Annotated in this window: 22 protein-coding genes and 1 pseudogene; 9 read left to right on the plus strand and 14 right to left on the minus strand. The window is 73.4% G+C overall.

Annotation, left to right across the window (positions count from 1 at the left end):
* Positions 1-32: 32 nt before the first annotated feature.
* The 5 genes and pseudogenes from E3Z34_RS11195 to E3Z34_RS11215 form a co-directional block, all read right to left on the minus strand.
* Entirely contained in the window at positions 33-1430 is a 1398-nt protein-coding gene (locus E3Z34_RS11195) for a mannitol dehydrogenase family protein (RefSeq protein ID WP_134773658.1), read from the minus strand.
* A complete protein-coding gene (uxaC, locus tag E3Z34_RS11200) occupies positions 1427-2839 on the minus strand; it encodes a glucuronate isomerase (RefSeq protein ID WP_134773659.1) in 1413 nt (470 codons plus the stop codon). Before uxaC ends, E3Z34_RS11195 begins: the two co-directional genes overlap by 4 nt.
* A gap of 1 nt (position 2840) precedes the next feature.
* Positions 2841-4144: pseudogene (locus tag E3Z34_RS20295) on the minus strand (TRAP transporter large permease).
* Positions 4144-4674 carry a TRAP transporter small permease gene (locus E3Z34_RS11210; protein WP_134773660.1) on the minus strand — a complete coding sequence of 177 codons (531 nt, stop codon included), beginning with the start codon at positions 4672-4674 and terminating at the stop codon, positions 4144-4146. Before E3Z34_RS11210 ends, E3Z34_RS20295 begins: the two are co-directional and overlap by 1 nt.
* 7 nt (positions 4675-4681) lie before the next feature.
* Positions 4682-5659: a TRAP transporter substrate-binding protein gene (locus E3Z34_RS11215; RefSeq protein ID WP_238695127.1), complete on the minus strand. Its 978-nt coding sequence runs from the start codon at positions 5657-5659 to the stop codon at positions 4682-4684.
* A gap of 176 nt (positions 5660-5835) precedes the next feature.
* On the opposite strand from E3Z34_RS11215, the gene E3Z34_RS11220 reads away from it, so the two are divergent.
* On the plus strand, positions 5836-7128 hold the full coding sequence (locus E3Z34_RS11220; protein ID WP_134773662.1) for a lactate racemase domain-containing protein: 1293 nt from the start codon (positions 5836-5838) through the stop codon (positions 7126-7128).
* Here E3Z34_RS11220 and E3Z34_RS11225 read toward each other — a convergent pair.
* Positions 7115-8131, minus strand: a complete 1017-nt coding sequence (locus tag E3Z34_RS11225) for a LacI family DNA-binding transcriptional regulator (protein WP_134773663.1) — start codon at positions 8129-8131, stop codon at positions 7115-7117. The two genes, E3Z34_RS11220 and E3Z34_RS11225, sit on opposite strands and share 14 nt — an antisense overlap.
* Before the next feature lie 94 nt (positions 8132-8225).
* On the opposite strand from E3Z34_RS11225, the gene gndA reads away from it, so the two are divergent.
* Genes gndA through larB form a run of 3 tightly spaced genes read left to right on the plus strand, consistent with a single transcriptional unit; the run spans position 8226 to position 11402 of the window.
* Positions 8226-9803, plus strand: a complete 1578-nt coding sequence (gene gndA, locus E3Z34_RS11230; protein ID WP_134773664.1) for an NADP-dependent phosphogluconate dehydrogenase — start codon at positions 8226-8228, stop codon at positions 9801-9803.
* A complete protein-coding gene (larE, locus tag E3Z34_RS11235; RefSeq protein WP_238695128.1) occupies positions 9793-10659 on the plus strand; it encodes an ATP-dependent sacrificial sulfur transferase LarE in 867 nt (288 codons plus the stop codon). Before gndA ends, larE begins: the two co-directional genes overlap by 11 nt.
* A complete protein-coding gene (gene larB, locus E3Z34_RS11240; RefSeq protein ID WP_134773666.1) occupies positions 10656-11402 on the plus strand; it encodes a nickel pincer cofactor biosynthesis protein LarB in 747 nt (248 codons plus the stop codon). Before larE ends, larB begins: the two co-directional genes overlap by 4 nt.
* Here larB and larC read toward each other — a convergent pair.
* On the minus strand, positions 11366-12568 hold the full coding sequence (larC, locus tag E3Z34_RS11245) for a nickel pincer cofactor biosynthesis protein LarC (RefSeq protein ID WP_238695129.1): 1203 nt from the start codon (positions 12566-12568) through the stop codon (positions 11366-11368). The two genes, larB and larC, sit on opposite strands and share 37 nt — an antisense overlap.
* Positions 12569-12629: 61 nt before the next feature.
* Between larC and E3Z34_RS11250 the strand changes: the two genes are divergently transcribed.
* A complete protein-coding gene (locus tag E3Z34_RS11250) occupies positions 12630-13514 on the plus strand; it encodes an alpha/beta hydrolase (RefSeq protein ID WP_158288666.1) in 885 nt (294 codons plus the stop codon).
* Positions 13511-14497, plus strand: a complete 987-nt coding sequence (locus E3Z34_RS11255) for a DMT family transporter (RefSeq protein ID WP_238695130.1) — start codon at positions 13511-13513, stop codon at positions 14495-14497. The genes E3Z34_RS11250 and E3Z34_RS11255 overlap by 4 nt, the downstream gene beginning before the upstream one ends.
* Before the next feature lie 46 nt (positions 14498-14543).
* Here the strand turns inward: E3Z34_RS11255 and E3Z34_RS11260 are convergent, their stop codons facing one another.
* The 5 genes from E3Z34_RS11260 to E3Z34_RS11280 form a co-directional block, all read right to left on the minus strand.
* On the minus strand, positions 14544-15254 hold the full coding sequence (locus E3Z34_RS11260; protein ID WP_134773669.1) for an ABC transporter ATP-binding protein: 711 nt from the start codon (positions 15252-15254) through the stop codon (positions 14544-14546).
* Positions 15251-16966 carry a branched-chain amino acid ABC transporter ATP-binding protein/permease gene (locus tag E3Z34_RS11265; protein ID WP_238695131.1) on the minus strand — a complete coding sequence of 572 codons (1716 nt, stop codon included), beginning with the start codon at positions 16964-16966 and terminating at the stop codon, positions 15251-15253. The genes E3Z34_RS11260 and E3Z34_RS11265 overlap by 4 nt, the downstream gene beginning before the upstream one ends.
* Positions 16966-17841, minus strand: a complete 876-nt coding sequence (locus tag E3Z34_RS11270) for a branched-chain amino acid ABC transporter permease (protein WP_134773671.1) — start codon at positions 17839-17841, stop codon at positions 16966-16968. The genes E3Z34_RS11265 and E3Z34_RS11270 overlap by 1 nt, the downstream gene beginning before the upstream one ends.
* A 4-nt stretch (positions 17842-17845) precedes the next feature.
* Entirely contained in the window at positions 17846-19021 is a 1176-nt protein-coding gene (locus E3Z34_RS11275; RefSeq protein WP_134773672.1) for an ABC transporter substrate-binding protein, read from the minus strand.
* 69 nt (positions 19022-19090) lie between these two features.
* The gene (locus E3Z34_RS11280; RefSeq protein WP_238695132.1) at positions 19091-20353 is read right to left on the minus strand and encodes an alpha-hydroxy acid oxidase; all 1263 of its coding nucleotides are present in this window, start codon (positions 20351-20353) and stop codon (positions 19091-19093) included.
* A 139-nt stretch (positions 20354-20492) separates the two neighbouring features.
* Here E3Z34_RS11280 and E3Z34_RS11285 point away from each other — a divergent pair, with 139 nt between their 5' ends.
* Positions 20493-22595, plus strand: coding sequence for a prolyl oligopeptidase family serine peptidase (locus E3Z34_RS11285; RefSeq protein WP_134773673.1), 2103 nt, complete (start codon positions 20493-20495; stop codon positions 22593-22595).
* A 12-nt stretch (positions 22596-22607) separates the two neighbouring features.
* Here E3Z34_RS11285 and E3Z34_RS19870 read toward each other — a convergent pair whose 3' ends face one another.
* Positions 22608-22910: a GNAT family N-acetyltransferase gene (locus E3Z34_RS19870; RefSeq protein WP_338043722.1), complete on the minus strand. Its 303-nt coding sequence runs from the start codon at positions 22908-22910 to the stop codon at positions 22608-22610.
* Positions 22840-23448: a DUF4081 domain-containing protein gene (locus E3Z34_RS11290; RefSeq protein WP_338043723.1), complete on the minus strand. Its 609-nt coding sequence runs from the start codon at positions 23446-23448 to the stop codon at positions 22840-22842. The genes E3Z34_RS19870 and E3Z34_RS11290 overlap by 71 nt, the downstream gene beginning before the upstream one ends.
* A 137-nt stretch (positions 23449-23585) precedes the next feature.
* On the opposite strand from E3Z34_RS11290, the gene E3Z34_RS11295 reads away from it, so the two are divergent.
* Together E3Z34_RS11295 and glpK are read left to right on the plus strand one after the other, a co-directional pair.
* Complete coding sequence (locus E3Z34_RS11295; protein WP_134773674.1) at positions 23586-25349, plus strand: glycerol-3-phosphate dehydrogenase/oxidase; 1764 nt, start codon at positions 23586-23588, stop codon at positions 25347-25349.
* Positions 25346-26887 carry a glycerol kinase GlpK gene (gene glpK / locus E3Z34_RS11300; protein WP_134773675.1) on the plus strand — a complete coding sequence of 514 codons (1542 nt, stop codon included), beginning with the start codon at positions 25346-25348 and terminating at the stop codon, positions 26885-26887. Before E3Z34_RS11295 ends, glpK begins: the two co-directional genes overlap by 4 nt.

Here is a 26887-nt window from a genome sequence, read left to right on the forward strand (position 1 = left end):
GCGCGTCCGGTCTGGCAGGAACGCGCGTCCGGTCAGGGGGCGGCGACCTCCTGCGCCAGCTCGACGGCCCGGGCGACCACGGCCGGGTCGGCGAGGCCCCACTGCCCGAGCACGGCGGCGAGCGCCTGCTCCAAGGACCCGGAGACCCGGGACCGGACCTCGTCCTCGTCGGCGTCCGTGAGCGGCGCGCCCGCGCCGCGGGCGTGCAGCACCCAGGCGGCGACGACGCGCAGGGCTCCGTCGGCCTCGTCGACGCCCCCTGCGGCCAGCGTCGCCCGCAGGGCCGGCACGATCCGGACCGGCAGCTTCTGCGACCCGTCCGCGGCGATCTGGGCGAGCAGGTGCCGGATCCGGGGGTTGGCGAAGCGCTCCTCCAGGGCACCGGTGTAGGCGCGCAGCTGGTCCTCCGGCAGGGTCAGGTGCGGGACCGCCACGTCCCACCACTGCCGGACCCACCCGGCCACGAGCGGGTCGGCGGTCGCCTCGGCGACGGTCTCGTGCCCCCGGATCGACCCGGCGTAGGCCAGCAGCGAGTGCGCGCCGTTCAGCAGCCACAGCTTGCGGGTCTCGTAGGGCCGCACGTCGTCAGTCACGACGGCGCCCACCTCGTCCCAGGCGGGTCGGCCGGCCACGAAGGTCCCGGCGAGGTCCCACTCCGAGAACGGCTCGGTGACGACCACCGCAGGGTCGGGCACGCCGGTGAGCTCCTCCGCCCGTCGCACGTCCGCCTCCGTGGGCCGCGGCGTGATGCGGTCGACCGCCGTGGTGACGAAGCTGACGTTCTCCTCGACCCATGCCGCCAGCCCGGGATCGAGCTCGCGGGCTGCGCCCAGGACCACGCCGCGGGCGACGGCGCCGTTGCCGGGCAGGTTGTCGCACGGGACCACGGTGAGACCACCCGCCCCGGCCGCCCGACGAGCCGACAGGCCGCTGGCGACCTTGACCGGCATCGTCCTCAGCTCCTCCCGCCGTCCCTCCCGCCAGGCGAGCAGGTCCGCCCGCACGTCCTCGTCGGTGAGGTCCAGGCTCCCGTCGCCGTCCGCGCAGTAGCCGGCCTCGGTCACCGTCGTGGTGAGGATGGCCACGGCGGGGTCGGCGAGCGCCTCGTGCCAGGCCGCGAGGTCGGTGCCGGGCCGTGCCCGCACCACGCTCTCGACGACCTCGGCCTCCGCGCCGTCGGCACCGTCCACCACCAGCGTGTAGAGACCGTCCTGCGCCTCGAGCAGGTCGGCCACGCCCGGGCTGCGGCCCGTGAAGGCGAGGATCCCCCACCGCTCCTCGGGCGGGCGCCCCTCGTTGGCGCGGTGGGTGTACCACGCCTGGTGGGCGCGGAAGAAGTTGCCCAGCCCCAGGTGCACCATGCGGACCGGAGGGGCGGGGGTATGCCGTGACAGCCCGCCCGTGCGGCCGGTCGTCGTCGCCTCGCTCATAGCCCGAAGACCTCCTTGGGCTGGTCGGTGACGAGGTAGCGCGCGATCTGCATCCCCTCGTCCTCGGTGAGCCGGTGCTCGGCCACCTGTCCGGCGATGAAGCCGCAGTCCATCCGCCGGGCCATGTCGTGCCGGGCGGGGATGGACAGGAAGGCCCGCGTGTCGTCGATGAAGCCCGACGTCCGTGTGTAGCCCGCTGTCTCCGTCACCGCCTGACGGAACCGTTTGATCGACTCCGGGGCATCGATGAACCACCAGGGGACGCCGATCCGCACGCTCGGGTAGAAGCCGGCCAGCGGCGCGAGCTCGCGGCTGAAGATCGTCTCGTCCAGCGTGAAGACCACCACCGTCAGCCCGGCCGCGGTGCCGAACCGGCTCAGCGCGGGCTGCAGGGCCCGGGTCACCTCGACCGAGACCGGGATGTCCGCGCCGACGTCGGCGCCGAAGGCCTCGAGGGTGCCGGGGTGGTGGTTGCGGTAGACGGCCGGGTGCAGGGTCATGGTCAGCCCGTCGTCGGCCGCCATCCGGAAGGTCTCGTGCACCATGTGGCGACGGAGCCGGTCCCCGTCGTCCGCAGTGATGCGACCCGCGCGGGCCTGCGCGTAGAGGCGTTCCGCCTCACCGTCCGCGAGCGGCTCGGTCCCGAGGTCGCGGTGGCTGTGGTCGGTCGAGACCGCCCCCCGCTGCCGGAAGAACGCCCGACGCTCCTCCATCGCGGCCACCCACCCGGCATACATGCCGGTGTCCTGCCCGGCCACCTCGCCGAGCCGGTCCACGTCCTGCACCCAGGTCGCCGACGCCGGCTCGAGGTACTTGTCCGGGCGCAGCGTGGGGACGACGCGACGGGGGAAGGAGGGGTCCTCGGCGAGCGTGCGGTGGTGCTCCAGGTCGTCGCAGGGGTCGTCGGTGGTCGCGAGGAACTCGATGTCGAAGGCGTCCATCAGCGCCCGGGGACGCGAGCTCTCCCGGCCGATCCAGTCGGCGACCATGTCGTAGATGGCGTCCGCGGTCCCGGCGGAGGGCACGACGTCGACGCCGAAGACCTCGACCAGCTGCTGCTCCAGCCACAGCCGCATGGGGGTGCCCCGGTAGATCGGCCAGTGCTCGCACAGCAGCCGGAAGGCGCGGCGGGAGTCCTCCTCCGACAGCTCGCCCCGACCGACCCCGAGGTCGGCCAGGTCGACCCCGCTGGCGTGCATGAGCCGGGTGACGTAGTGGTCGGGGGTGATCAGCAACGAGGCCGGGTCGCGGAAGGGGAGGTCCTGCGCGAGCCAGGCCGGCGGGACGTGCCCGTGCGGGCTGATGACGGGCAGGTCCGCGACCTCGGCGTAGAGGCGGCGGGCGATCTCCCGGACGCCCGGGTCGACGGGCAGCAGCCGGTCGGGGTGCAGGGTCAGTCGCTCACTCATGTCACACCAGTCCTAGGGCGGTCGGCAGCCACATCGACAGCTGCGGGACGAAGACGACGACGAACAGGCCGACGACGATGGCCAGGAGGAACCAGACCAGCTTGCCCACCACCGGCTCGATCCGCAGCCCGGCGACGCGGGCCCCGATGAAGAGCACGTTGCCCACGGGCGGGGTGATGACGCCCACCGACAGGTTGTAGACGAGGATGGCGCCGAAGTGGACCGGATCGATGCCCATGGAGACCACGATCGGCAGGAAGATCGGGGTGAAGATGAGGATCGCCGGGGTGGGGTCCATGAAGGTGCCGACCGCCAGCAGGATCAGCATCATGATGATGAGGATCGCCTGCGGGTTGGTCGTGAGGCCGAGGAGCAGCTCGGACACGAACTCCGGGATGCGGGCGAAGGCCATCATGAAGGACAGCGCCGAGGAGACACCCACCAGGAGCATGACGATGGCGGTGGTGCGGGCCGACTCGAGCAGGACCCCCGGCAGCTGGCCGACGCCGAGCTGCCGGTAGGCGAACCCGAGGACCAGGCAGTAGACGACCGCGATCGCGGCGGACTCGGTGGGGGTGAACCAGCCGAGCAGGATGCCGCCGACGACGATGATGATCATCAGCAGGGAGGGCACGGCCCGCCACAGAGTCAGCAGGGCCTGGGACAGGCTGGGGCGTGCGCCCGTCTCGGCCACGCCGTACCTCCGGTGCAGGAACATCACCACGACCAGGCAGGCCAGGACCCACACCAGGCCCGGGCCGACACCGGCCATGAAGAGCGCGGCGATCGAGGTGCTGCTCACCAGGGAGTAGACGATGAAGGTGTTGCTCGGGGGCAGCAGCATCCCGGCGGGGCGGAGGCCACATTGACGGCGGCGGCGTAGGAACGGTCGTAGCCCTCCTCCCGCATCCGGGGCTGGGTGACCGTGCCGACCGCGGCGGCCGCGGCCACGGCGGCGCCGGAGACCGAGCCGAAGAGCCCGTTGGCGACGACGTTGGTGGCGGCCAGGGAGGACGGCAGCCGCCCGGTCATCACCTTGGCGGCGTCGATGAGCCGCGCGGCGATGCCGCCGGTGTTCATCAGCGCCCCGGCGAGGACGAAGAGCGGGATGGCCAGCAGCGGGAAGCTGTTGGTGCCGGTGAACATGCGTTGGGCGACGAGGAAGACGGCCCGCTCGGCGCCGAGGAAGACGGTGGCGGCGGCGAGCGACGACAGGCCGATGCCCACCGCGATCGGGAAGCCCAGGGCGATGCAGACGACGATGCCGATCAGCAGGACCAGCGCGGCGATGGTCACGGGGTCCATCAGAGGTTCGCCTCCCCGCGCTCCGGCACGTCCCCGCCCACGCCCTCGTCCAGGACGTAGGGAGGCTCCTTGCCCTGGAGCAGCTCGACCAGGTGGTAGGCGGCGAAGAAGGCGATGATCGCCCCGGTCAGGGGCATGACCGTGTACATCCCGCCGACGGTGGCCGGCAGCGAGGACAGCTGCTGGTTCCACGCCCCGGCGCTGGCCCGCAGGCCGCCCCAGACGAGGATGAGCAGTGCCATGGCCAGCACGGAGACCTGGGCCAGGACCGCGGTGGCCAGCTGACCCTTCGGCGGCTGCTTGCGGACCAGGAAGTCCACCGCGATGTGCCCCTTCTCGGAGAAGACCAGGGCGCTGGCGAAGAAGCCCAGCCAGACGAAGGTGTACCGGGCCGCCTCCTCCGACCAGGTGCTGGCCGAGCCCAGGGAGCGGCTCACGACCTGCCAGACGACGATGAGGACCAGGGCGGCGAAGAGGACCACCGAGGCCCACCTCAGCACCTGGTCCAGCGTGCTCTTGACGATGTTCACGGGGTCCTCACTCTCCCGCCGCGGCGCGGGCGGCGTCGAACAGGGCCTGCTGGGACGGGGTGGTCAGGAAGCGGTCCTGCAGCGGCTCCAGGGCCTGCGCGAACGCCTCCTCGTCCACCTCGTGGAACTGCGCACCACCGGCCTTCGCCTCGGCGATCGCCTCCTCGGTGGCCTCCGCCCACAGCTCGGCGTGCTCGAGGGAGGTGGCCTCCCACTCCTCGAGGAAGATCTGGCGGTCCTGGTCGTCCATCCCGGCCAGGGTGTCGCTGTTGACGATGAGGTAGTCCAGTCCGACCAGGTGGTTGGTCTCGGACAGGTGCGGGGCGACCTCGAAGTGCTTCTGGGTGACGTAGGAGACCTCGTTGTTCTCCGCCCCGTCCAGCACGCCGGACTGCATGGCCGTGTAGACCTCGCCGAAGGCCATCGGGGTGGCCGAGCCGCCCATGGCCGTGACCATCGCCAGGTGGAGCGGGCTCTCCTGCACCCGGATCTTGAGGCCGGCCAGGTCGGCCGGCTCGGTCACCGGCTTCGAGGTGTAGATGTGACGGGAGCCCTGGGTGAACCCGCCGAGGACGGTGAAGTTCTCCCGCTCCTCCAGCGAGGTGTAGAGGTCGCCGACGATGGCGTCGTCGTTGATGACCCTCAGCTGGTGCTCCACGTCGTCGAAGACCTTGGGCATGTTGAAGACGAGGAAGTCCGGGTGGAGGTTCTCCAGCTGGGTGCCGGAGACGATCGCCAGGGCGATGATGTCGTCGGAGACCAGTTGGAGGGCCTCGGCCTGGGCCCCGAGCGTCTCGTTGGCGTAGACGTCGACGGCCAGACGCCCCTCGGTGCGCTCCTGCAGCCGCCCGTCGAAGCGCTGCAGGGCGATGTAGCTGGGGTGGCCCTCGGCCTGGTTGAGGGCGAGGCGCAGGACGGTCCGCTCGTCCTGCCCGCCGGGGGCACCGGCCGCCGAGCACGCCGAGAGCCCGAGCGCGAGGGTCACGGCGAGCACCCCCGCCCGTGATGATGTGGTCCGCACTGCCCAAGGCCTTTCGTCGTGGTCGACCCCGACGTCGCGGCGGGACCGTACCGTCATACAAGCAACGCCCCGGGACCGGCGGCACGGTGTTGCCACAAGTTGCCGGTCACGGCCGGCCGGCCGGGCCTAGGCTGACCGGTATGACGAACCTCCCGCTCCCCTGCCGTCTCGTCGGCGGACCGCACGAGCAGGTCAGCCCCGAGCAGCTCGACGACCTCGTCCGGACGGCGCTGGACGACGTCGAGGACCTGGCCGGACAGGACGTGGTCCTCGTCATCCCCGACGGCACCCGCTCCTGCCCGCTCCCGCTGCTGGTCGGCACCCTGCACCGCCACCTCTCCCCCGTGGTCGCCTCGCTCACGGCGGTCATCGCCCTGGGGACCCACTCCTACATGGAGCCCGAGGAGATCGACCGGCTGCTCGGCGTCGGTGGCGAGGGTCGCCCCGGGAGCCTGGAGGAGGCCTTCCCCGGTCTGCGCGTGGTCAACCACGAGTGGGCGGACCCGGACATGCTCGTCCACGTCGGCACCGTCCCGGCCGCCCGGATCGCCGAGCTGTCCGAGGGGCGGCTCGAGGTGGACGCCCCCATCGTCATCAACCGGCACGTCGTGGAGGCCGACACCGCGATCGTCGTCGGCCCGGTCTTCCCGCACGAGGTCGTGGGGATCTCCGGGGGCAACAAGTACTTCATCCCCGGCGTGGCGAGCCAGGAGTTCATCGACATGACCCACTGGGTCGGCGCGCTCATCACCTCCACCGAGATCATCGGCACGACCGGCATCACCCCGGTCCGCGCCATGATCAACGAGGGGGCGGCGATGATCCCGACCCGCCGGCTGGCCCTGTGTTGCGTGGTGCGCTCGGGCAGCGGCGACCTGGAGGCGGCCGCCTTCGGCACCCCGGAGGACGCCTGGGCCGCCACCGCGGCGATCGCCTCCGAGACGCACGTGGAGTGGCTCGACGAGCCGATGCAGCGGGTCATCGCGGTCATGCCCACCCGCTACGACGACATCTGGACGGCCGCCAAGGGCGGTTACAAGACCGAGCCCGCGATCGCCGACGGCGGCGAGGTGGTCATCTACGCGCCGCACGTGACCGAGGTGTCGGAGACCCACCACGAGATCTACGACATCGGCTACCACTGCCGCGACTACTTCGTGAAGCAGTGGGACGACTTCAGGCACATCCACTGGGGGGTGCTCGCCCACTCCACCCACCTGCGCGGGCAGGGGACCTACGACCCGCAGACCGGGGAGGAGCGTCTGCGGATCCGGGTGACCCTGGCGACCGGCATCCCCCGCGAGGTGTGCGAGCGGATCAACCTGGGCTACCTCGACCCGGCCACCGTCGACCTGGAGGCCCTCGCGACGGAGCCCGGCACCACGGTGATCCCCAACGCCGGCGAGGTCCTCTACCGGCTCAGGCCGTCCTGACCGGTCCGGTCGAGCCGCGGACGACCAGCCGGACGGGCACGACCTGGGTCTGCTCCCGTGACTCGGTCCCGCCCGCCACCTGGGCCAGGACCGCCCGGGCGGCGATCTCCCCCAGGACGGTGACCGGCTGCGCCACCGTCGTCAGCCCGGGGCGGACGATGTCGGCGCTGATGGTGTTGTCGAAGCCGACCACGCTCACCTCGTCCGGCACCTCGACCCCCAGCTCCTGCAGGCCCCGGATCACCCCCACGCCGACCTGGTCGTTGTAGGTCTGGACGGCCGTCAGCCCCGCGCGCACGATCTCCTCCGCCGCGGCCCGACCACCCACCATGGTCGGCTGCACCGGACCGATCCGGACGTCGGTGAGCATCAGCTCGTGACAGGCCTCGCGGACCGCCCGCCACCGCGCCCCGTCCGCCCAGGACGCGTCCGGCCCGGCGACGTACCCGATCCTGGTGTGCCCCAGCGAGGCCAGGTGCTCCACGGACCGCCGGACGCCACGGGCGTTGTCGGGGTGGACGCACGGCAGGCCGGGCACCCTGCGGTTGAGCACCACCAACGGGACCTGCCGGGCGAGCCCCCGCAGCTCGGTGTCCGAGAGGCGGGAGGAGGTGACGATCAGACCGTCGGAGGCCGCCAGCGTGCGGCGCAGGACCTGGCGTTCCTGCGCCGCCGACTCGCGGCAGTCCGCGACCACCAGGCTGACGTCCGCCTCGGCGGCCGCGTGCTCGGCACCACGGATGATGCCGAAGTAGTAGGGGTTGGTGATGTCGCTGACCGCCAGCGTGATGACGCCGGCCCGGGACCGGACGGGGGCCCGGAAGAGCGGCTCAGCGCGGTAGCCGAGCCGCTCCGCGGCGTCGTGGATACGTTGGGCGGTCGCGCTGCTGACCCGGCCGGGGCGGGAGAAGGCCCGGCTCACCGTCGACGGGTGCACCCCGACCTCGCGGGCCACGTCGTAGATGGTCGCCCTGCCGGGGCTGCCGGCCTCCTCGCCTGCCACCCGTCCACCCTATCCCCCCGGCAACTTCTGGCAACAGGCTGTGGCCGACGCGGTCGGCCCCGACGATGGGGGGACGCCCACCGAAGGAGCTCCCATGACCGCATCCGCAGACCCCCGTCCGTCCGAGCAGCCACCCGCCGCGCCCGAGGAGGCCGCGGCCGAGCCCGCGACCGCCCCGGCCACCGACGTCCTCGACCCCTCGGGCGGGGCGCCGGGCCCGACTGCGGCGGGCGGGGTCGCTGCCGAGGCCGCCGTGGGGGTCGTCGGCATGGCGGTCATGGGCAGCAACCTGGCCCGCAACCTCGCCCGACGGGGGCACGTGGTCGCCGTCTTCAACCGCACGACCGCCCGGACCGAGGCCGTGCTGACGGCCCACGGGCACGAGGGGACCTTCCTCGCGGCGCCGGACCTCGAGACCTTCGTGGCCTCCCTGGTCCGCCCGCGGCGGATCATCGTCATGGTGCAGGCCGGGCCGGGCACCGACGCGGTCCTCGACGCCCTCGTCCCCCTGCTCGAGGAGGGTGACATCGTCGTCGACGGCGGCAACGCCCACTACCAGGACACCCGTCGCCGCGAGCAGCGGCTGCGCGGGGAGGGCCTGCACTTCGTGGGGGCCGGCATCTCCGGCGGCGAGGTCGGTGCCCTCGAGGGACCCTCGATCATGCCGGGCGGGTCGCCGGAGTCCTACGCCGCGCTCGGCCCGATCCTGGAGAGCATCGCGGCCGACGTCGACGGCGAGCCGTGCTGCGCCCACATGGGTCCGGACGGTGCCGGTCACTTCGTCAAGATGGTGCACAACGGCATCGAGTACGCCGACATGCAGTTCATCGCCGAGGCGTACGACCTGCTGCGCGCGGCCGGGGTCGAGCCGCAGGCGATGTCCGAGACCTTCCGCCGGTGGAACGAGGGCGACCTCGACTCCTACCTCGTCGAGGTCACCGCCGAGGTGCTGGCCCAGCAGGACGCCCGCACCGGCGACGCCCTGGTCGACTCGATCGTCGACGCCGCGGGTCAGAAGGGCACCGGGTCCTGGACCGTCCAGGCCGCCCTCGAGCTGGGCGTGCCGGTGAACGCCATCGCGGAGTCGGTCTTCGCCCGCTCGGCCTCGAGCCACCCCGAGCTGCGCGCCGCCGCCCGGGGGGCGCTGGCCGGGCCTGCGCGGACGATCGACCTCGAGGGTGGTCTCGACCGCTTCGTCGAGGACGTGCGGCAGTCGCTGTGGTCGGCCAAGGTGGTCGCCTACGCCCAGGGCCTGCACCTCATCCGCGTCGCCTCCGACACCTACGGCTGGGACGTCGACATCGAGTCCGTGGCCCGGATCTGGCGGGCCGGGTGCATCATCCGCGCCCGGCTCCTGGAGCGGATCCGCAGCGAGTATGCCGCGCACCACCTGGTCACCCTGCTGGAGGCGCCGGGGATCAGGGACGGTCTGGCCGGGACCCAGGAGTCCTGGCGACGGGTGGTCGGGGTGGCGGCCCGGGCCGGGGTGCCCGTCCCCGGCTTCGCCGCCTCGCTGGCCTACTACGACACCCTGCGGGCGGACCGGCTGCCCGCCGCCCTCGTCCAGGGCCAGCGCGACTACTTCGGGGCGCACACGTATGGTCGGGTCGATGAAGAGGGCAGCTTCCACACCGACTGGTCCGGGGACCGCTCCGAGGCCCGTGTCGGCTGAGCTGCCCCCGCCACCGGCCCACCTCGTCGGGGCGCTGCAGGCCTTCGCGGCCGGTCTGCAGGGCGTGTCCCGGATGGGCGTCGCCTACTCGGGCGGGGTGGACTCCTCGGTGCTGCTGGCCCTGGCCCTGCGCGCGCTGGGCCGGGACGGGGTGGTGGCGGTCACGGGCATCTCGCCCAGCCTGGCGGCCCGCGACCGGTCGCGGGCGCGCGCCGTCGCCGAGGGTCTGGGCGCGACCCTGGTCGAGGTCCGCACCCACGAGATGGACCGGGAGGACTACCGCCGCAACGGGGTGGACCGGTGCTACTTCTGCAAGGACGAGCTCTTCTCCGTCATCTCCGACGAGCTGGTGGCCGAGCACGAGTTGGACGCGGTCGCCTACGGCGAGAACGCCGACGACGCCCTGCGTCCCGACCGGCCGGGAGCGGGGGCGGCGACCGAGCACCGGGTGCTGCGACCGCTGGCCGAGGCCGGTCTGGACAAGGCCGCGGTGCGCGAGGTCGCGGCGTGGCTGGGCCTGCCCACCGCCGACACCCCGGCCTCCCCCTGCCTGGCCTCGCGGATCCCCCACCACCACGAGGTGACCCCGGAGAAGCTGGCCCAGGTGGAGCAGGCCGAGGACGCCGTCCTGGCGCTCGGGGTCCCCGACGTGCGGGTCCGCCACCACGGCGACCTCGCCCGCATCGAGGTGCCCCCCGAGCACCTCGGCACCGTCCTGGCCGCCCGGGGGGAGCTGACCTCGACGCTGCATCGCCTCGGCTTCCGGCACGTCACCGTCGACCTGGACGGCCTGCGCTCGGGGGTCTTCACCCTCGACGCGCTGGGGCTGGGCGCTCCCCGGGGCGGGGCCGGATGACGCGGGGGGACGGTGGGGGGCCGGAGGAGCTCGCGCGCGACGTCCCGTACGCCCCCGACGTCCCGCACGCCCCCGACGTCCACCTCGACCTGGGCCGCGCCGAGCGCCGCGGTTATCCGGAGGCGGTCCTGTGCGACGCCAAGAGCGTCGAGCAGGTGCGGCGGATCGCCGCGCTGTGGCGCGAGAGCGCCACCCCCGGCCCGGTCCTCTTCACGCGGGCGCAGGACGAACGGGTCGCCGCCGTCCTCGCCGAGCTCCCCGACGCCCTGCACGACCCCGTCGCACGCATGGTGGTGTGGCCGGCCGAACCCCCTGCGCCGCAGGGTGGCCGGGTCGTGGTGGTCGCCGCCGGCAGCTCGGACCTGCCCGTCGCCCGGGAGGCGGAGCTGACCGCCCGTCACCTGGGGCGCGAGACCCGGCTCGTCGTGGACGTGGGCGTGGCGGGGCTGCACCGGATCCTGGCCCGGCAGGAGGAGCTGCGCGATCCTGCCGTCCGGGCCATCGTCGTGGCCGCCGGCATGGACGGGGCCCTGCCCTCGGTGGTGGCCGGCCTGGTGAGCGCCCCGGTCGTGGCCGTCCCCACGTCCGTGGGCTACGGCGCCTCGTTCGGCGGCGTCGCCGCGCTGCTCACGATGCTCAACACCTGCGCCCCCGGGGTGGCCGTCGTGAACATCGACAACGGCTACGGCGCAGGTCATCTCGCCGCTCAGATCGCGGCGCCGGTCTCCCAGCCCCGGGCCTGAGCGGCGGATTCCGCGGCACGCAGCACCACCCGCAGGGGCACTCCCTGCCGCAGGGCCAGGTCGCGGCAATCCTCCAGCTCCGGGGTCACCGTGAGGATCCGCCCGTCCCGGCCACCGATCTTGACGCGAACCGGCTCCCCCAGCACGGGCACCTCGCGCCATCCCCGCTCCAGGGCCGTTCGGCGCACGTCGTGCCAGCGGACCCCCAGCGTCGTCGTGTGCCGGAGCAGCAGGTCGACCACCGTGCCGCGGTCATCCGGCTGGGCCAGCGCCGTGACGACGGTGCCGTGGCGTCCCTTCTTCATCAGCACCGGGGCCGTCCAGACGTCCAGCGCCCCGCCGAGGAGCAGCTCCTCCACGACGACCGGCCAGACGCGGGGGTCGAGGTCGTCCACGGTGGCGCTGATCTCGACGAGGGTCTGCTCGTGGGGGTGGGGTGAGCCCTCGTGGAGCACGACGCGGGTGACGTTGGCGCGACCCTCGACGTCCCTGGTGCCGGCGCCGGTCCCGGTCGCGAGCACGCGGCCGCCGGGGCCGGGAGCATGTCCCTCCCCCAGGGCCGCCAGGAGCGCGACCCCGGTCGGTGTGGCGCACTCCCCCACCAGCGTGCCGTCGGTGCCCGGCACGAGAGCGCTGCCGGTCAGGAGCCCCAGCACCGCGGGCACGGGCACGGGCAGCGTGCCGTGCTCGGTGCGCACGGTCCCCGAGCCCAGTCCGACCGGTCCGCAGGTGAGGCGGTCGACGCCCAGGTCGGCCAGCGCCGCGCACACCCCGACGACGTCGGCCACGGAGTCCCAGGCGCCGACCTCGTGGAAGTGCACCGCCTCCACCGGTATGCCGTGCGCACCGGCCTCGGCCCGCGCCAGCAGCCCGAAGGTGCCCAGCGCGTCGGCCCGCACGCGCTCGTCGAGGTCGGCCTCCGACAGGAGGGCCCGCAGCTCGTCCCACGCCCGTGCCGGCGACGGCGCGGCGTGGTCCACGACCACGTGGAGGGCGGCCAGCCCGGCCCGCGTCACCCGCGTCGTGCGGATCTCGACCTCGTCCGGCAGCACCGCCGCGACCGCCCTCCGCACCGCCTCGAGGTCGGCCCCCGCGTCCAACAGGGCGCCGAGCAGCATGTCCCCGGCGACGCCCGCGGACACGTCCACCCACGCGTGTCGGCTCACGTCTGCGACCCTACCCCTCCGGCGCAGGACCGCCCGCGCGGCGACCGTAGGCTGTCGCGCCATGACGCTCTCCGCTGACGACCTGCGCCCCCTGCGGCACGACGCGGTGGACGGCGACCTGCGGTCGTGGCGGGACGTCGAGCTGCCGGGCCTGGACCGTCGGGCGGAGGTCTACGTCTGGCTGCCGCCGGGCTACGACGACGGCGACGACCGCTACCCGGTGCTCTACCTGCACGACGGGCACAACCTGTTCCTGCCCGAGCGGGCCACCGGCGGGGTGACGTGGGACGTCGACCGCGCCATGAGCGCGCTGGCGCGCGACGGCATACCCGCCGTCGTGGTGGCGGTGCCGTGCCACCCGACCGAGCGGGGGGAGGAGTACACGCCCCACCACCTCCCCGGCGTCGGCGGTGGCCGGGCGGACCGCTACGCGACCTTCCTCGCCGACCACCTCAAGCCGGCGGTCGACGCCGCGCTGCGCACCCGCCCGGAGCCCGAGCACACCCTCACGGCCGGCAGCTCGCTCGGCGGCGTGGTCAGCGCCTACCTGTGGAGCAGCCGGCCGGACGTCTTCGGCGGCGCCGGAGTCTTCTCCCCTGCCTGGTGGTGGCCGGACACCACCGTCGGCGAGCGGGGCCTGGCGGACGTCGAGCAGGTCCTGGTGGAGGGTCGGCCCCTGGGCCGGGTCTACCTCGACGTCGGGGGCCGGGAGCACCACCTGGACGAGGACGTCCGGCGTCACTACGTCGTCGCCGCCGAGCGGCTGGCCGCCCGCCTGCGCGAGGCGGGGGTGCCGCTGCGCTACGTCTTCGACTCGCAGGCCTACCACTTCGAGACGGCCTGGGCCGAGCGGTTCGCCCCCGCGGTCCGCTGGCTGCTCCGGGGGTATGCCGTGGCGCCGCCGCCCTACGTGCAGCGCGACCTGCCCGCGCAGGAGGACGTGTGACGCCCGACCCCGCGGTGCGGCACACCCCGTCCGCGGAGGAGGGGGCCGCGCTGCGCACCCGCGCCAACCTGCTGCTGGTCCTCACCGCGGCGATCTGGGGGCTGGGGTTCGTGGCCCAGCGCCTGGGGGCCGACCACATGGGGGCGATGAGCTACAACGCCGCACGCTTCGCCCTGGGTGCGGTGTCCCTGCTGCCGCTCGTCTGGTGGTTCGCACGGCAGGGCCGGCGCTCCCCGCTCGTGGTGCCGGAACCACCGGCCGGCGAGGTCTACGACGAGACGCCCCCCTCCCCCGGACGCAGCCGGTCCTCGCTGCTGCCGGGGTTGGCCGCCGGCGCCGTGCTGTTCTCGGCGGCCGGGCTGCAGCAGCTCGGCCTGGAGACGACCACCGCGGGCAAGGCCGCCTTCATCACCGGCCTCTACATCGTGCTCGTGCCGGTCCTCGGCCTGGCGGTCGGCCACCGCGCGGCGCGTGCCGTGTGGGTGGGGCTGGGCCTGGCGGTGCCGGGGCTCTACCTGCTGAGCATGACCGACGAGCTGACGATCGCCACCGGCGACCTGCTCGTGCTGGTCGGCGCGGTCTTCTGGGCCGTGCACATCCTCGTCATCGACCACTTCGTGCGCACGGTGGACGCGCTGCGTCTCTCGGCCGTGCAGTTCGCGGCGTGCGCACTGCTGTCGGCCGGTGTCGCTCTGGTCGTGGAGGACCGGCCCTTCTCCGGGCTCGGTCCCGCGGCCGGGGCCGTGCTCTACGCGGGCCTGCTGAGCGTCGGCGTCGCCTACACCCTGCAGGTGGTCGCCCAGCGGCACGCGAAGCCCTCGCACGCCGCGCTGCTGCTCAGCCTGGAGGCGGTCTTCGGCGCGCTCGGGGGGTGGCTGCTGCTGGACGAGGTGGTGAGCGCACGGATGCTCCTCGGGTGCGCGCTGGTGATGACCGGGATCGTCGTCTCGCTGCGCGGGGCAGGCCCGACCGCCCCCGACTGACGGGTCGGTCGGACCGCCCGGCCCGACCGACCCGACACGGGCGTCGTCAGTCGCGCTCGAGGCCCAGGTAGGCCGCGACGATGCCCTCGTCGGCGAGCAGCTCGGCCGCCGGGCCGGACTGGGCCACCTCGCCGCTGGCCAGCACGTAGCCGTGGTCGGCGGCGCGCAGCGCGCGGCGGGCGTTCTGCTCCACGAGAAGCACGCTGGTGCCCCCGGCTCGGATGTCCTCGATGACGCGGAAGACCTCGTCCACCACCTTGGGCGCCAGTCCCATCGACGGCTCGTCCAGCAGCATGAGCGCCGGCTCGGCGACGATGGCGCGCCCGATCGCGAGCATCTGCTGCTCGCCGCCGGACAGGCTGCCGGCGGGCAGCCGACGCCGCTGCGCCAGGACCGGGAACCGGTCGTAGACCTCCTGGGTGCGGGCCCCGGAGGTGTGCCACGCCCCGAGCTGGAGGTTCTCCTCGATCGTCATGGACGCCAGGATCTGGCGGCCCTCCGGCACCTGCACGAGCCCCCGGCGCACGAGGGAGTGCGCGGCCGACCGGGTGACGTCGGCGCCGTCGAAGGTGATGCGGCCCTCGGAGGGGCGCACCACCCCGCTCACGGCGTTGATGATCGAGCTCTTGCCCGCCCCGTTGGCCCCGACCAGGGTGACCAGCCCACCCCGGGGGACGGTGAAGCTGACCCCGCGCACGGCGTGGACGCGGCCGTAGGAGACCGTCAGGTCCTCGACCTGCAGGATGTCCTCGCTCATCGCGCCTCCTCCGTCTCGTGCCCCGGGGGCGTCGCGTCGTCGCCACCGAGGTAGGCCTCGACGACCGCCGGGTCGTCGATGATCTCCTCCGGCGTCCCGCTGGCGATCACCTCGCCGAAGTTGAGCACGACGATCCGGTCACAGGTCTTCATGACCATGCCGACGTTGTGCTCGATCAGCAGGATGGTCAGGCCCTCGGCCGCCAGGGAGGCGATGAGCGCCGAGAGCGCGTCCGCCTCCACGTGGTTCATGCCGGCCGCCGGCTCGTCGAGGATGAGCAGCGAGGGCTCGGCCGCCAGGGCGCGGGCGATCTCGAGGCGCCGCTGGTCGCCGTAGGACAGCGACCCCGCGTCCTCGCCGGAACGGTCGCCTAGCCCCACGCGCTCCAGGCAGCGGGCGGCGTGGGCGGCCACCAGCGCCTCGTCCCGGCGGGCGCCGGGCAGCCACAGCAGCCGCCGCAAGAAGGTGGGCCGGCTGACCACGTGCGCACCCACCAGCACGTTCTCCAGCGCCGAGAGGCGGGGGAAGAGCTTGGAGTGCTGGAAGGTGCGGCTCACGCCGGCCTGCGCGACCTTGTGGACCGCCGTCCGGCCCGGCGTCGTGCCGAGGACCTCGAAGGTCCCTGAGGACGGCGGCACGAGGCCGCTGACCATGTTGACCAGGGTGGTCTTGCCCGCACCGTTGGGGCCGATGAGGCCGACCACCTCTCCGGAGGCGACCGTCAGGTCGACGTCGCGCACCGCGTGCACGCCGCCGTAGTCCTTGTTGCCGCCGCTGACCCGCACGACCGTCTCGCCTGCGGCCGGCATCGCCCGCCCGGACGCGCGGAGCAGGGCGGCGCCGTCGTCGCCGTCGACGTCGTGGCCACCCGCGGGCACGCGGACCCGTCTGCGGGGTAGGAGGGAGGCCAGGCCCCCGGGCAGGAAGATGATGACCACGAGCAGCAGCGCGCTGGCGATGAAGGGCCGGATCCATCCCGCCTCGACGCCGACGGCGCGCAGGATCTCCGGGACGGAGGTCATGAAGGCCCCGCCCAGCAGCGGGCCGAGCCACACCGTGGATCCGCCCACCACGGCCATAACGAGGCCGTCGATGGCGGTGGTGAAGGAGAAGTCCTCGGGGGCCAGCAGCCGCACGTAGTAGGCCCACAGCACTCCGTAGAGGCCGGCCACCGCACCGGCGGTGACGAACGCCGACAGCCGGTGCCGGCCGACGTCGATGCCCATGGCGCGGGCGGCCAGCTCGTCCTCGCGGATGGCGGCCAGCGCCCGGCCGTAGCTGCTCGGCCCCTGCCGCCAGAACCAGTACGCCACCAGGGCGAGCAGGACCCAGGCCATGAGCGGGGTGACGACCTTGGGCACCGACATGCCGTTGGCGCCGCCGGTCCACTCGGCGTTGATGAGCAGGATGCGCACGGCCTCGGCGAAGCCGAGCGTGGCGATGGCCAGGAAGACGCCACGCAGGTGCATCGTGGGCAGCCCGAGCAGGACCGCGGCGAGCGCCCCGACGACCATGCCGACCACGATCGCCACCAGCAGGGCCGGCAGGTCGCCGACATCCGCGGGCGAGGGCGCCTGCGCCGCCGCCGTGAAGCCGCCCAGCGCCGCGAACCCCGCCTGGCCCAGGCTGAGCTGGCCGGCGACGAGGACGGCGTAGAAGGAGTAGGCGAAGATCGCGTTGATCGCGATGAAGACGAGGACGGACTCGCCCATCACACCTCCCGCACGCGCTTGCTGCCGAACAGCCCCTGCGGCCGCACGACGAGCAGCAGGAACAGCAGCCCGAACGCGACCACGTCACGCCAGCTGGAGGCCAGGTACTGCACCGCGAACACCTCCGCCAGGCCGAGGATCAGCCCGCCCACGAGCGCGCCCGGGAGCGACCCCATACCTCCGACGATGATGACCGCCAGACCCTTGAGCTCGATGGCCGAGCCCATGCCCAGCTGGGCGGAGTTGACGTTCATCGCGAACAGCGCCCCGGCCACCGCGCCGAGCGCGGAGGACAGCGCGAAGGTCGTGGCCGTCACCCGGTCGACGTCGAGCCCCAGGACCGTGGCGGCCCTGGGGTTCTCCGCCACCGCGCGCATGGCGCGGCCAAGCCGGCTCCGGGCGACCAGCCAGGTCAGGCCCAGCATGAGCAGGACCGAGATCACCAGGATCGCGACCTGCAGCAGCGTCACGCGCGCCCCGGCCACCTCGAAGGTCGTGCTCGGGAAGGCGTCGACGGGGAACCGCCGGGTGTCCGGGCCGTAGCGCCACAGCAGCAGCGCGATGAACATGCCACCCAGCCCGATGGACCCGATCAGCCCCGCGAAGTGCGCGTCGGGTCTGCCCTTGAGCGGGCGGAAGGCCACCCGCTCGATCACCAGGCCCAGGACGGCACCGAAGACGGCGACGAGCGGCAGCGCCACCCAGATGGACAGGCCGCCGACCGCGACCAGCTCGATCCCGACGAACGCCGCGGCCGCGAAGACCGCCGGGTGGGCCAGGTTGAGCCGGTCGAGGATGCCGAAGACGAGGGTGAACCCGATCGCGAAGAGCGCGTAGATGGACCCGAGGAAGAGCCCGTTCAGCAGCTGCTGCATCGGCTCAGTTGAGCGGCGTGAAGGCGCCGCCCTCGATCACCTGCACGACGGCGGGGTGCTCGGAGTCACGGTCGGCGTTGATCGACAGGGTGCCCAGGACGGTCTCCAGGTCCTGCACCCCGGACAGGTTCTCCTTGATGGCCTCGCGCTCGCCGGAGCAGCCGGCGCGGACGGCCGCGTCGATCACGGTCAGGCCGGTGTAGGCCTGGGCGGCGAACTGGTCGGGCTTGGAGCCGAACTTCTCCTCGAAGTCGGCCAGGAAGGCGGTGTTGAGTTCGCCCTCGGAGGCGGAGTTCCAGGCGGCGCCCACGACGACGCCCTCGGCGGCCTCGCCGGCGTCCGACATCAGCTTGGGGTTGTTGAAGCCGTTGCCGCCGATGATGGGCACCTCGATGCCGAGCTCGCGGGCCTGGGTGACCAGCGGGATCGCGGCCTCGATGAGGCCCGAGACCACGATGGCGTCGGGCTGGGCGCCCTTGGCCTCGGTCAGCAGGGCGCGGAAGTCCGTGTCGGCCTTGGAGAAGGTGAGCGTGTCGAGAACCTCGACGCCCTGCTCCTCGAGCGCGGAGGCGAAGACGTCGTAGCCGGACTCGGTGAAGGCGTCGTCGTTGGAGTACATCACGACGACCTTCTCCAGGCCGTACTCCTCCTTGGCCACCTCGACCGTCTGCGGGATGACCTGCGCCTCGGTGAGGGAGACGCGGAAGATGTAGTCACCTTGCTCGGTGATGCCGGCGGCGGTGTTGGAGATCGCCACGACCGGCACGCCGGCCTCCTGCGCGATCGGCTGGGCCTGGAAGGCGCCGTTGGAGAGCGTCGGGCCCAGGATGACGCTCTTGTCCTCGGCGAACTGCTCGAAGACGGTGATGCCCTGGCGGGGGTCGGTGCCGTCGTCCTCGATCGTCAGCTCGTAGGTGACGCCCTCCTTCTCTTTGAGCTTCTCGGCGGCCAGCTCCAGGCCCTTCTTCTGGGACTCGCCGTAGGAGGCGGCGGCACCCGTCAGCGACAGCGCCGCGCCCACAGGCACCGGCGCCTCGATGACGCAGGAGTCACCGCTGCCGGAGCCGGCCAGCTCGCCGGCGCCGTCTTCGGCGCCACCGTCGCCGCCACCCTCGCCGCAGGCGGTGAGGACGAGGGCCAGGGTCCCCGTCAGGGCGAGGGTCTTCATGGTCGTCTTCATGGTGTTCCTTCTCGGGTTGTCGGGCACGGGTCGTGGATGAGGGTGTGGTGCTGGCGTCGCTGCCGGTGGTCAGGGGGCCGCGAACGGCTCGGCATCGAGGACGTCCCGGGTATGGCGTGCCGGTGGCACGTGGTCGGGCCCCAGCTCCTCCAGGCGTGAGACCCCCAGCAGGCGCAGGGTGCGGTGCACCTGAGAGATGAGGATCTCCAGGGAGCGGGCGACGCCGGCCTCCCCGCCGGCCATCAGGCCGTAGAGGTAGGCGCGGCCGACCATGACGGCGTCGGCGCCGCGCGCCCCCGCCGCCACGATGTCGCCGCCGTGGAGGACGCCGCCGTCGAGGAGCAGCGGCACGTCGGGACCGACGGCGTCGCGCACCTCCGGCAGCAGGTCGAGCGGGGCGACGGCCCGGTCGAGCTGGCGCCCGCCGTGGTTGGACAGCACGAGGCCGTCCATCCCCAGCGCGACCAGCTCGGCGGCGTCCTGAGGGTGCTGGACCCCCTTGACGACGATCCGGCCCGGCCACTCCTGCCGGAGCCAGGCCAGGTCGTCGGTGGTCACGCCGGGGTCGAACATGCGGTCCACCAGGTCGGCCACGGTGCCGCCGGAGGAGCGCAGCGAGGCGAACTCGATGGGCTGGCTGGTCAGCAGATCGGCCCACCACCGGGGATGCAGCGCCATACCCCCGAGCGTGCGGGCGGTGAGCGCCGGAGGGATGGTCAGCCCGTTGCGGACATCGCGTAGGCGCTGCCCGGCGACGGCGGTGTCGACCGTCAGGACCAGGGTCCCGTAGCCCGCCGCGGCCGCCCGACGGATCAGCGCGGCGGAGGCCTCCCGGTCCTGCCAGAGGTAGAGCTGGAACCAGCGCTGGACGTCCGGCACGTCGGCCGCGAGGTCCTCGACCGAGACCGTCCCCATGGTCGACAGCGTGTAGGGCACGCCCGCCGCGGCGGCGGCCCGGGCGACCGCCCACTCCCCCTGGGTGTGCATCATCCGGGTGAAACCGGTCGGCGCGAGCACGAGCGGGACCGGGCTCGTCACCCCCAGCAGCTCGACGCCCGGGTGGACGTCGCGGACGTCGCGCAGCACACGCGGGCGGAACTCCACGTCGGCGAAGGCGCGGCGGGAGCGGGCCAGCGACAGCTCGCCCTCCGCGGCACCGTCCACGTAGTCGAAGACCGCCCGCGGGGTGCGGCGACGGGCGAGCACGCGCAGGTCCTCGATCGTCTGGGCGCGTCGAAGGGCTGCGGCGTTGCGGGCCAGCGTCGGCGGCTCGACCCTCACCAGCGGGCGCAGCTCGGACCACGTGGGGACGCGGCGACGCAACGGTGACACCGGGGGGGCTCCTGGTCATGAACGGTGAATGTTTATGCGTGAGGACGGATGCACACACAACGCGGGCAGCCTACATCCGTGGCGGGCCGAGCCCAAGGGTGGGACCCGGACCGTTGCCCGACTGTGATGAGGTGGGGCGGTGAACACGTCGAGCACCTCCAGCACGCCCAGCACGCCGACCGACGGCGCCTCGCCCGACCCGCACCTGTGGCTGGAGGAGGTGGAGTCGCCCGAGGCGCTGTCGTGGGTGGGCGAGCGCAGCCGGGCGGCGGAGGCGGTGCTGACCGCCCACCCTCGCTACGCCTCGCTCCACGCCGGCATCCGGGAGGCCCTCGAGGCACCCGACCGGATCCCGCTCGTGCAGCAGGTGGGGGAGCACCTCTACGGCTTCTGGACCGACGCCGAGCACCCGCGCGGGGTATGGCGCCGCACCACCTGGGACTCCTACCGCACCGACGAGCCGCGGTGGGAGGTGCTCGTCGACGTCGACGCCCTCGCCGAGGAGGAGGGTGTGCCCTGGGTCTGGCAGGGCGCCAGCCTGCTGCGACCCACGCTGGACCGCGTCCTGGTCCACCTGTCGCGCGGCGGCGCCGACGCGGGCACCACCCGCGAGCTGGACCTGACCACGGGCGGCTGGGTCCCCGCTCCGGAGGGCTTCGCCAAGCCCGAGGCGAAGGGACGCCTGGTCTGGCGCGACCGGGACCACGTCTTCCTCACCACCGCCGACGACCCGACCGGGGCGACCCGGTCGGGATACCCACGGACGGCCCGCCTCTGGCGCCGCGGCACGTCGCTGCAGGAGGCCACCGTCGTGCACACCGTCCCGGAGGAGGACCTGGGGCTCTTCGTGCAGCACGACCAGGTCACCGGCCGCACGGTCCTGCACCGGGCCCTGGCCTTCTACCGTGAGCAGACCCTGCTCGTCACCGACGCCGGTGTGCTCCCGCTCGACCTGCCCGAGACGGGTGAGGCCTCGGTGCACGGCGACCACGCGGCCGTCCGGCTGCGCCACACCTGGACGCCCGACCCCGACCGCCCGGCTGCGAGCTTTCCCGCGGGCAGCCTGCTCGTGGCACCCCTGGACGCCGTGGCCACCGACGCGGCACGTGCCCCCTGGACGGCCCTGTTCACCCCCGACGACCGCTCGGCGCTGGTGGACCTGACCTGGACCCGGCACCACCTGGTGACGACCGAGCTGGTCGACGTCCGGCACACCGTCCACCTGCACGTCCCGGAGGGGGACGGGTGGACCAGCACCGACCTCACCGACCGGCTCGACGTCGGCCTGCGCACGGTCAGCGTGAGCGCGGTGGACGACGACGCCAGCGACGACCTGTGGCTGGTCACGACGGGTTTCCTGGACCCGATGACCCTCTCGGTCGCGCACGTCGGCCCCGACGGGTCGGCCCGCCTCGAGCGGCTCAGGGCGGCGCCGGAGCGGTTCGACTCCGGTGGCCTGGCGGTGTCGCAGGAGTGGGCGACCTCCGCCGACGGCACCCGCGTGCCGTACTGGCAGGTGGGCCCCGCCGACCTGCCCCTGGACGGCACCACCCCGACGGTCCTGCACGGCTACGGCGGGTTCGAGCAGGCGCTCACCCCCGCCTACGACCCGATCGTGGGGCGTTCCTGGCTGGCCGACGGGCACGTCCACGTCGTCGCCGGGATCCGGGGCGGGGGCGAGTTCGGCCCGCGCTGGCACCAGGCCGCTCTGCGGCAGGACCGGCACCGCGCCTACGAGGACTTCGTGGCCGTGGCTCGCGACCTCGTCGCACGCCGGGTCACGTCCGTGGAGCGTCTCGGCTGCACCGGCCGGTCCAACGGCGGGCTGCTCGTCGGCAACATGATCACCGGCTACCCCGAGGACTTCGGCGCGGTGGTCTGCCAGGTGCCGCTGCTGGACATGCGGCGCTACCACCTGCTCCTGGCCGGTGCGTCCTGGACGGCGGAGTACGGTGACCCCGAGGACCCCGAGCAGTGGCGGTGGCTGCAGACGTTCTCGCCCTACCAGCGCTTCGACGTCGCCCGTCCCACGCCGGCGGTCTACCTGGCCACCTCCACCCGCGACGACCGCGTGCACCCCGCCCACGCCCGCAAGATGGCCGCGCTCCTGGCCGAGCACGGCCGGGACGTGACCTACTGGGAGAACACCGAGGGTGGTCACGGCGGGGCCAGCACCCCCGAGCAGTGGGCGACCTGGCACGCCCTCGCCTGGGCCTTCCTGCACGCCCGGCTCGCGGCCTGAGCCGGCCCGCGGTCAGAGCAGGACGGTGGCGAAGGTGCCGGTGCGGACGAACCCGGCGCGGCGGTAGGTGGCGACCGCCCGCTCGTTGAAGTCGTTGACGTAGAGGGTCACGACCGGGGCCACGTGCGCGATGGTGTGCTCGACGACGGCGGCCATCGCCGGTGCCGCCAGGCCCCGGCCCCGCCAGTCGGGGTGGACCCAGACTCCCTGCACCTGCGCGACACCGAGGGCGACCGACCCCAGGTCAGCCTTGAAGACGACCTGCCCCTCCTCGACCCGGACCAGCGAGTGCCCCTGCTCGATGAGCTGGGCCACGCCGCCCCGGTAGCCGGCGCCGCTGCCGCGGTACGGCGGGTAGCCGATCTCCTCGGTGAACATGGCCGCCGCCGCCGGGACGAGGATGTCCAGCTCGTCCGTCGGCAGGGCGCACGTCCGGGTCGACCGGTAGCCCCAGGACGGAGGGACGGGTCTGCATCGTCATGACCAGCTGGTTGCGACGCACCTCGCGCGGCGGACCCCAGTGCCGCTCCAGGCGGCCCCACAGGTCGAGCACCTGGTCGGCCGGACCGAAGACCGAGCTCGCGCTCGCCCTGCGACGCACAACCTTGGCCGCCAGCGCGGCGATCGCACGGGGCCCGGCCTCGACCGGCACCACGTTGGCCGAGCACCAGCACAGCGCGGCCTCGTCCCCCGCCTCGTAGCCGAACAGCGGACCGCGGGTCCCCACCAGCCCCGACTCCCGGATCCGCGCCGCCACGAAGACGTTCGTCACCGGGTCCTGGGCGCACACCTCCAGCGCGCGCGGGACGTCCTGCAGGCCGTAGGCCCGCACCGGGGACAACGTGCGCAACATGACCCCAGCCTGCCGCACCGGCCCCGCGACCGCGACACGGGCCCGGTGCGCGCAGGGACGACCCCGCCCCTGCGCCACCCCGGTCCATAACGCAGGATGGTGCGCAGGAGCGAGCGAGCAGGCGAAAGAGGACGCAGATGCAACCACGCGCACTGACCGGCCGGAGCCGGGACGAGGCCCTGCGGGTGCTGGCCGACAGCGGTCGGGACGGCGGGGAGCCCCTGGACGTGCTGGTCGTCGGGGGCGGCGTCACCGGAGCCGGCGTGGCCCTCGACGCCGCCACCCGCGGCCTGACGACGGTGCTCGTGGAGGCCGGCGACTGGGGGTCGGGCACCTCGCAGTGGTCGACCAAGCTGGTCCACGGCGGCCTGCGCTACCTGCAGATGCTCGACTTCAAGCTGGTGCACGAGGCGTTGACCGAGCGGGGCCTGCTGCTGCGCACCCTCGCCCCGCACCTCGTCAAGCCCATGCCCTTCCTCATCCCGCTGGAGCACCGCCTCTGGCAGCGCGCGTACTACGGCGCCGGGGTCACCCTCTACGACCTGCTGGCCAACGCGATGCCGGGCCGCCGCGCGCTCCCGATCCACCAGCACCGCACCCGCCACGGCCTGCAGTCGGAGTTCCCCGACCTCGACTACGACGAGGCGATCGGCGCGGTGAAGTACTGGGACGCGACGGTGGACGACGCCCGCCTGGTCACCACCCTGGTGCGCACGGCCCACACCTACGGGGCCCACCCCGCCTCCCGCACCCGCGTCACCAGCATCGTCAAGGACGCGTCCGGGCGTGCGGTGGGCGCCCGGCTGCTGGACCTCGAGACCGGCCGGGAGCTGGAGTGCCGCGCGCGCCACGTCATCACCTGCACCGGGGTGTGGACCGGTGACGTCTCCACCCTGGCCGACACCGACGGCGGCCTGACCGTCCTGGCGTCCAAGGGCATCCACCTCGTGGTGCCGCGGGAGAAGATCTACGGCAGCAGCGGGCTCTTCCTCCAGACCGAGCGGTCGGTCCTGTTCTTCATCCCCTGGTCCCGCTACTGGATCATCGGCACCACCGACACCCCGTGGACGCTCGACCGGGGCCACCCCCTGGCGACCTCCGCCGACATCGACTACGTCCTGAGCCACGCCAACGAGGCGCTGGGCGCCGAGCTCACCCGCGAGGACGTGGTCGGCTGGTATGCCGGGCTGCGACCGCTGCTGCAGCCCGGCACCAAGGAGGGGACCGACTCGGCGAAGGTCAGCCGCGAGCACACCGTGGCCAGCCCGGTGCCGGGCCTGACGGTGGTCGGGGGCGGCAAGCTCACGACCTACCGGGTCATGGCGCGCGACGCCGTCGACTTCGCCCTGGGCGCCGACGCCGAGGCCCTCGGGAGCATCACGGCGGAGATCCCGCTGGTCGGGGCCGTCGGCGAGGCGGCGATGCGGCGGCGGATGCCCGCGCTGCGGCGCGAGTTCGGCTGGACCGAGCAGCAGACCGACCACCTCCTGCACCGCTACGGCTCGCTCATCGAGGAGCTGCTGGACCTCATCGCCGAGGACTCCTCCCTGGCCGAGCCGCTGGAGCACGCCCCGGCCTACCTGCGGGCGGAGGTCGCCTACGCGTGCATCAGCGAGGGGGTGCTGCACCTGGAGGACATCATGATGCGCCGGACCCGCCTGGTCTACGAGGTGCCGGACCAGGGTGAGGCGGCCGTCCCGGAGATCGCCGAGATCGCCGAGCAGTGGCTCGGGTGGGGTATGGAGCGGATGGAGGCCGAGGTGGAGCGCTACGGCGCCTGGGCGCGAGGGGTGCGCGCCGCGGCGCAGGCCCCGGACGACGCGGCGGCGCTGGCGGCCTTCGAGCGGGAGGTCGGGCCGGGCTCGCCCACCGCCGTGGGGCACGCGAGGACCGGGCGGTGACCCGGTTCGCCGGCCACGTGCTGGCCATCGACCAGGGCACGACCAGCACCCGGGCCATCGTCTTCGACCACGACGGCCGGGTGGTCTCGGTGGGCCAGAAGGAGCACCGGCAGATCTTCCCCCGGGCCGGCTGGGTGGAGCACGACCCGGTCCAGATCTGGGACAACACCCGGGAGGTCATCGGTCTGGCCCTCGGCAAGGCCAACCTCACCGGGGAGGACCTCGCCGCCATCGGCATCACCAACCAGCGTGAGACCACCGTCGTCTGGGACCGGGAGACCGGGGAGCCGGTCCACCCCGCCATCGTCTGGCAGGACACCCGGACGACAGCGCTGGTGGAGCAGCTCGGAGGCGAGGTGGGCCCCGACCGTTTCCGCGACGTGTGCGGGCTGCCCCTGGCGACCTACTTCTCCGGCCCGAAGATCCGCTGGATCCTCGACCACGTGGACGGGGCGAGGGAGCGGGCGGAGGCCGGTGAGCTGCTCTTCGGCACCACCGACTCCTGGCTGGTGTGGAACCTCACGGGCGGCCCGGACGGCGGCGTGCACGTCACCGACGTGACCAACGCCTCCCGCACGATGCTCATGGACCTGCGGACCCTGCAGTGGTCGCCGGAGGTGTGCGAGGCCATGGGTGTGCCCACGGCCATGCTGCCGCAGATCCGGTCCTGCTCGGAGGAGTACGGCCGCAGCAGCAAGCTCGGCGTGCCCATCGCCGGGATCCTCGGGGACCAGCACGCCGCGACCTTCGGCCAGGCCTGCCTGGAGCCGGGGATGAGCAAGAACACCTACGGCACCGGGTGCTTCATGCTCCTCAACACCGGCTCCCGGATCGTCCGCAGCGAGCACGGGCTGCTCACCACCGTGTGCTACCAGCTGGGCGGCCAGGAGCCGGTCTACGCCCTGGAGGGCTCGATCGCCGTGGCCGGCTCCCTCGTGCAGTGGCTCCGTGACAACCTGGGGCTCATCTCCGAGGCCGCGCAGGTCGAGGACCTGGCCCGCGAGGTGGACGACAACGGCGGGTGCTACGTCGTGCCGGCGTTCTCGGGCCTGTTCGCCCCCTACTGGAAGGACGACGCCCGCGGCGCCGTCGTCGGCCTCACCAGCTTCGTCACCCGGCACCACCTGGCCCGTGCCGCCCTGGAGGCGGTGGCCTACCAGACCCGGGAGGTAGCCGAGGCGATGGACGCCGACTCCGAGGTGGACCTCACCGAGCTGCGCGTGGACGGGGGAATGGTGGGGAACGAGACCCTCATGCAGTTCCAGGCCGACATCCTGGGGGTGGACGTCGTCCGGCCGGTGGTGACCGAGACCACCGCCCTCGGTGCGGCCTTCGCCGCCGGGATCGCGGTCGGCTTCTGGGACGGGCCGCAGGCTGTGGTGGACGCCTGGGAGGAGGACCGGCGCTGGACCCCCCGGATGGACGAGGAGGAGCGGGAGCGACTCTTCCGCAGCTGGCGCAAGGCCGTCACCCGGACCTTCGACTGGGTGGACGAGGACACGGTGACGCAGGACCCAGGGTCCCCCGGGGCGGGGTAG

It is taken from the genome of Ornithinimicrobium flavum, from assembly GCF_004526345.1.
GTDB classification, from domain to species: domain Bacteria; phylum Actinomycetota; class Actinomycetes; order Actinomycetales; family Dermatophilaceae; genus Ornithinicoccus; species Ornithinicoccus flavus.

Coding starts and splice junctions, on each gene's coding strand:
- E3Z34_RS11195 (WP_134773658.1), bottom strand. CDS start 1,430: ATGAGCGAGGCGACGACGACCGGCCGCACGGGCGGGCTGTCACGGCAT.
- uxaC (WP_134773659.1), bottom strand. CDS start 2,839: ATGAGTGAGCGACTGACCCTGCACCCCGACCGGCTGCTGCCCGTCGAC.
- E3Z34_RS11220 (WP_134773662.1), top strand. CDS start 5,836: ATGACGAACCTCCCGCTCCCCTGCCGTCTCGTCGGCGGACCGCACGAG.
- gndA (WP_134773664.1), top strand. CDS start 8,226: ATGACCGCATCCGCAGACCCCCGTCCGTCCGAGCAGCCACCCGCCGCG.
- larB (WP_134773666.1), top strand. CDS start 10,656: ATGACGCGGGGGGACGGTGGGGGGCCGGAGGAGCTCGCGCGCGACGTC.
- E3Z34_RS11250 (WP_158288666.1), top strand. CDS start 12,630: ATGACGCTCTCCGCTGACGACCTGCGCCCCCTGCGGCACGACGCGGTG.
- E3Z34_RS11260 (WP_134773669.1), bottom strand. CDS start 15,254: ATGAGCGAGGACATCCTGCAGGTCGAGGACCTGACGGTCTCCTACGGC.
- E3Z34_RS11265 (WP_238695131.1), bottom strand. CDS start 16,966: ATGGGCGAGTCCGTCCTCGTCTTCATCGCGATCAACGCGATCTTCGCC.
- E3Z34_RS11270 (WP_134773671.1), bottom strand. CDS start 17,841: ATGCAGCAGCTGCTGAACGGGCTCTTCCTCGGGTCCATCTACGCGCTC.
- E3Z34_RS11275 (WP_134773672.1), bottom strand. CDS start 19,021: ATGAAGACGACCATGAAGACCCTCGCCCTGACGGGGACCCTGGCCCTC.
- E3Z34_RS11290 (WP_338043723.1), bottom strand. CDS start 23,448: ATGTTGCGCACGTTGTCCCCGGTGCGGGCCTACGGCCTGCAGGACGTC.
- E3Z34_RS11295 (WP_134773674.1), top strand. CDS start 23,586: ATGCAACCACGCGCACTGACCGGCCGGAGCCGGGACGAGGCCCTGCGG.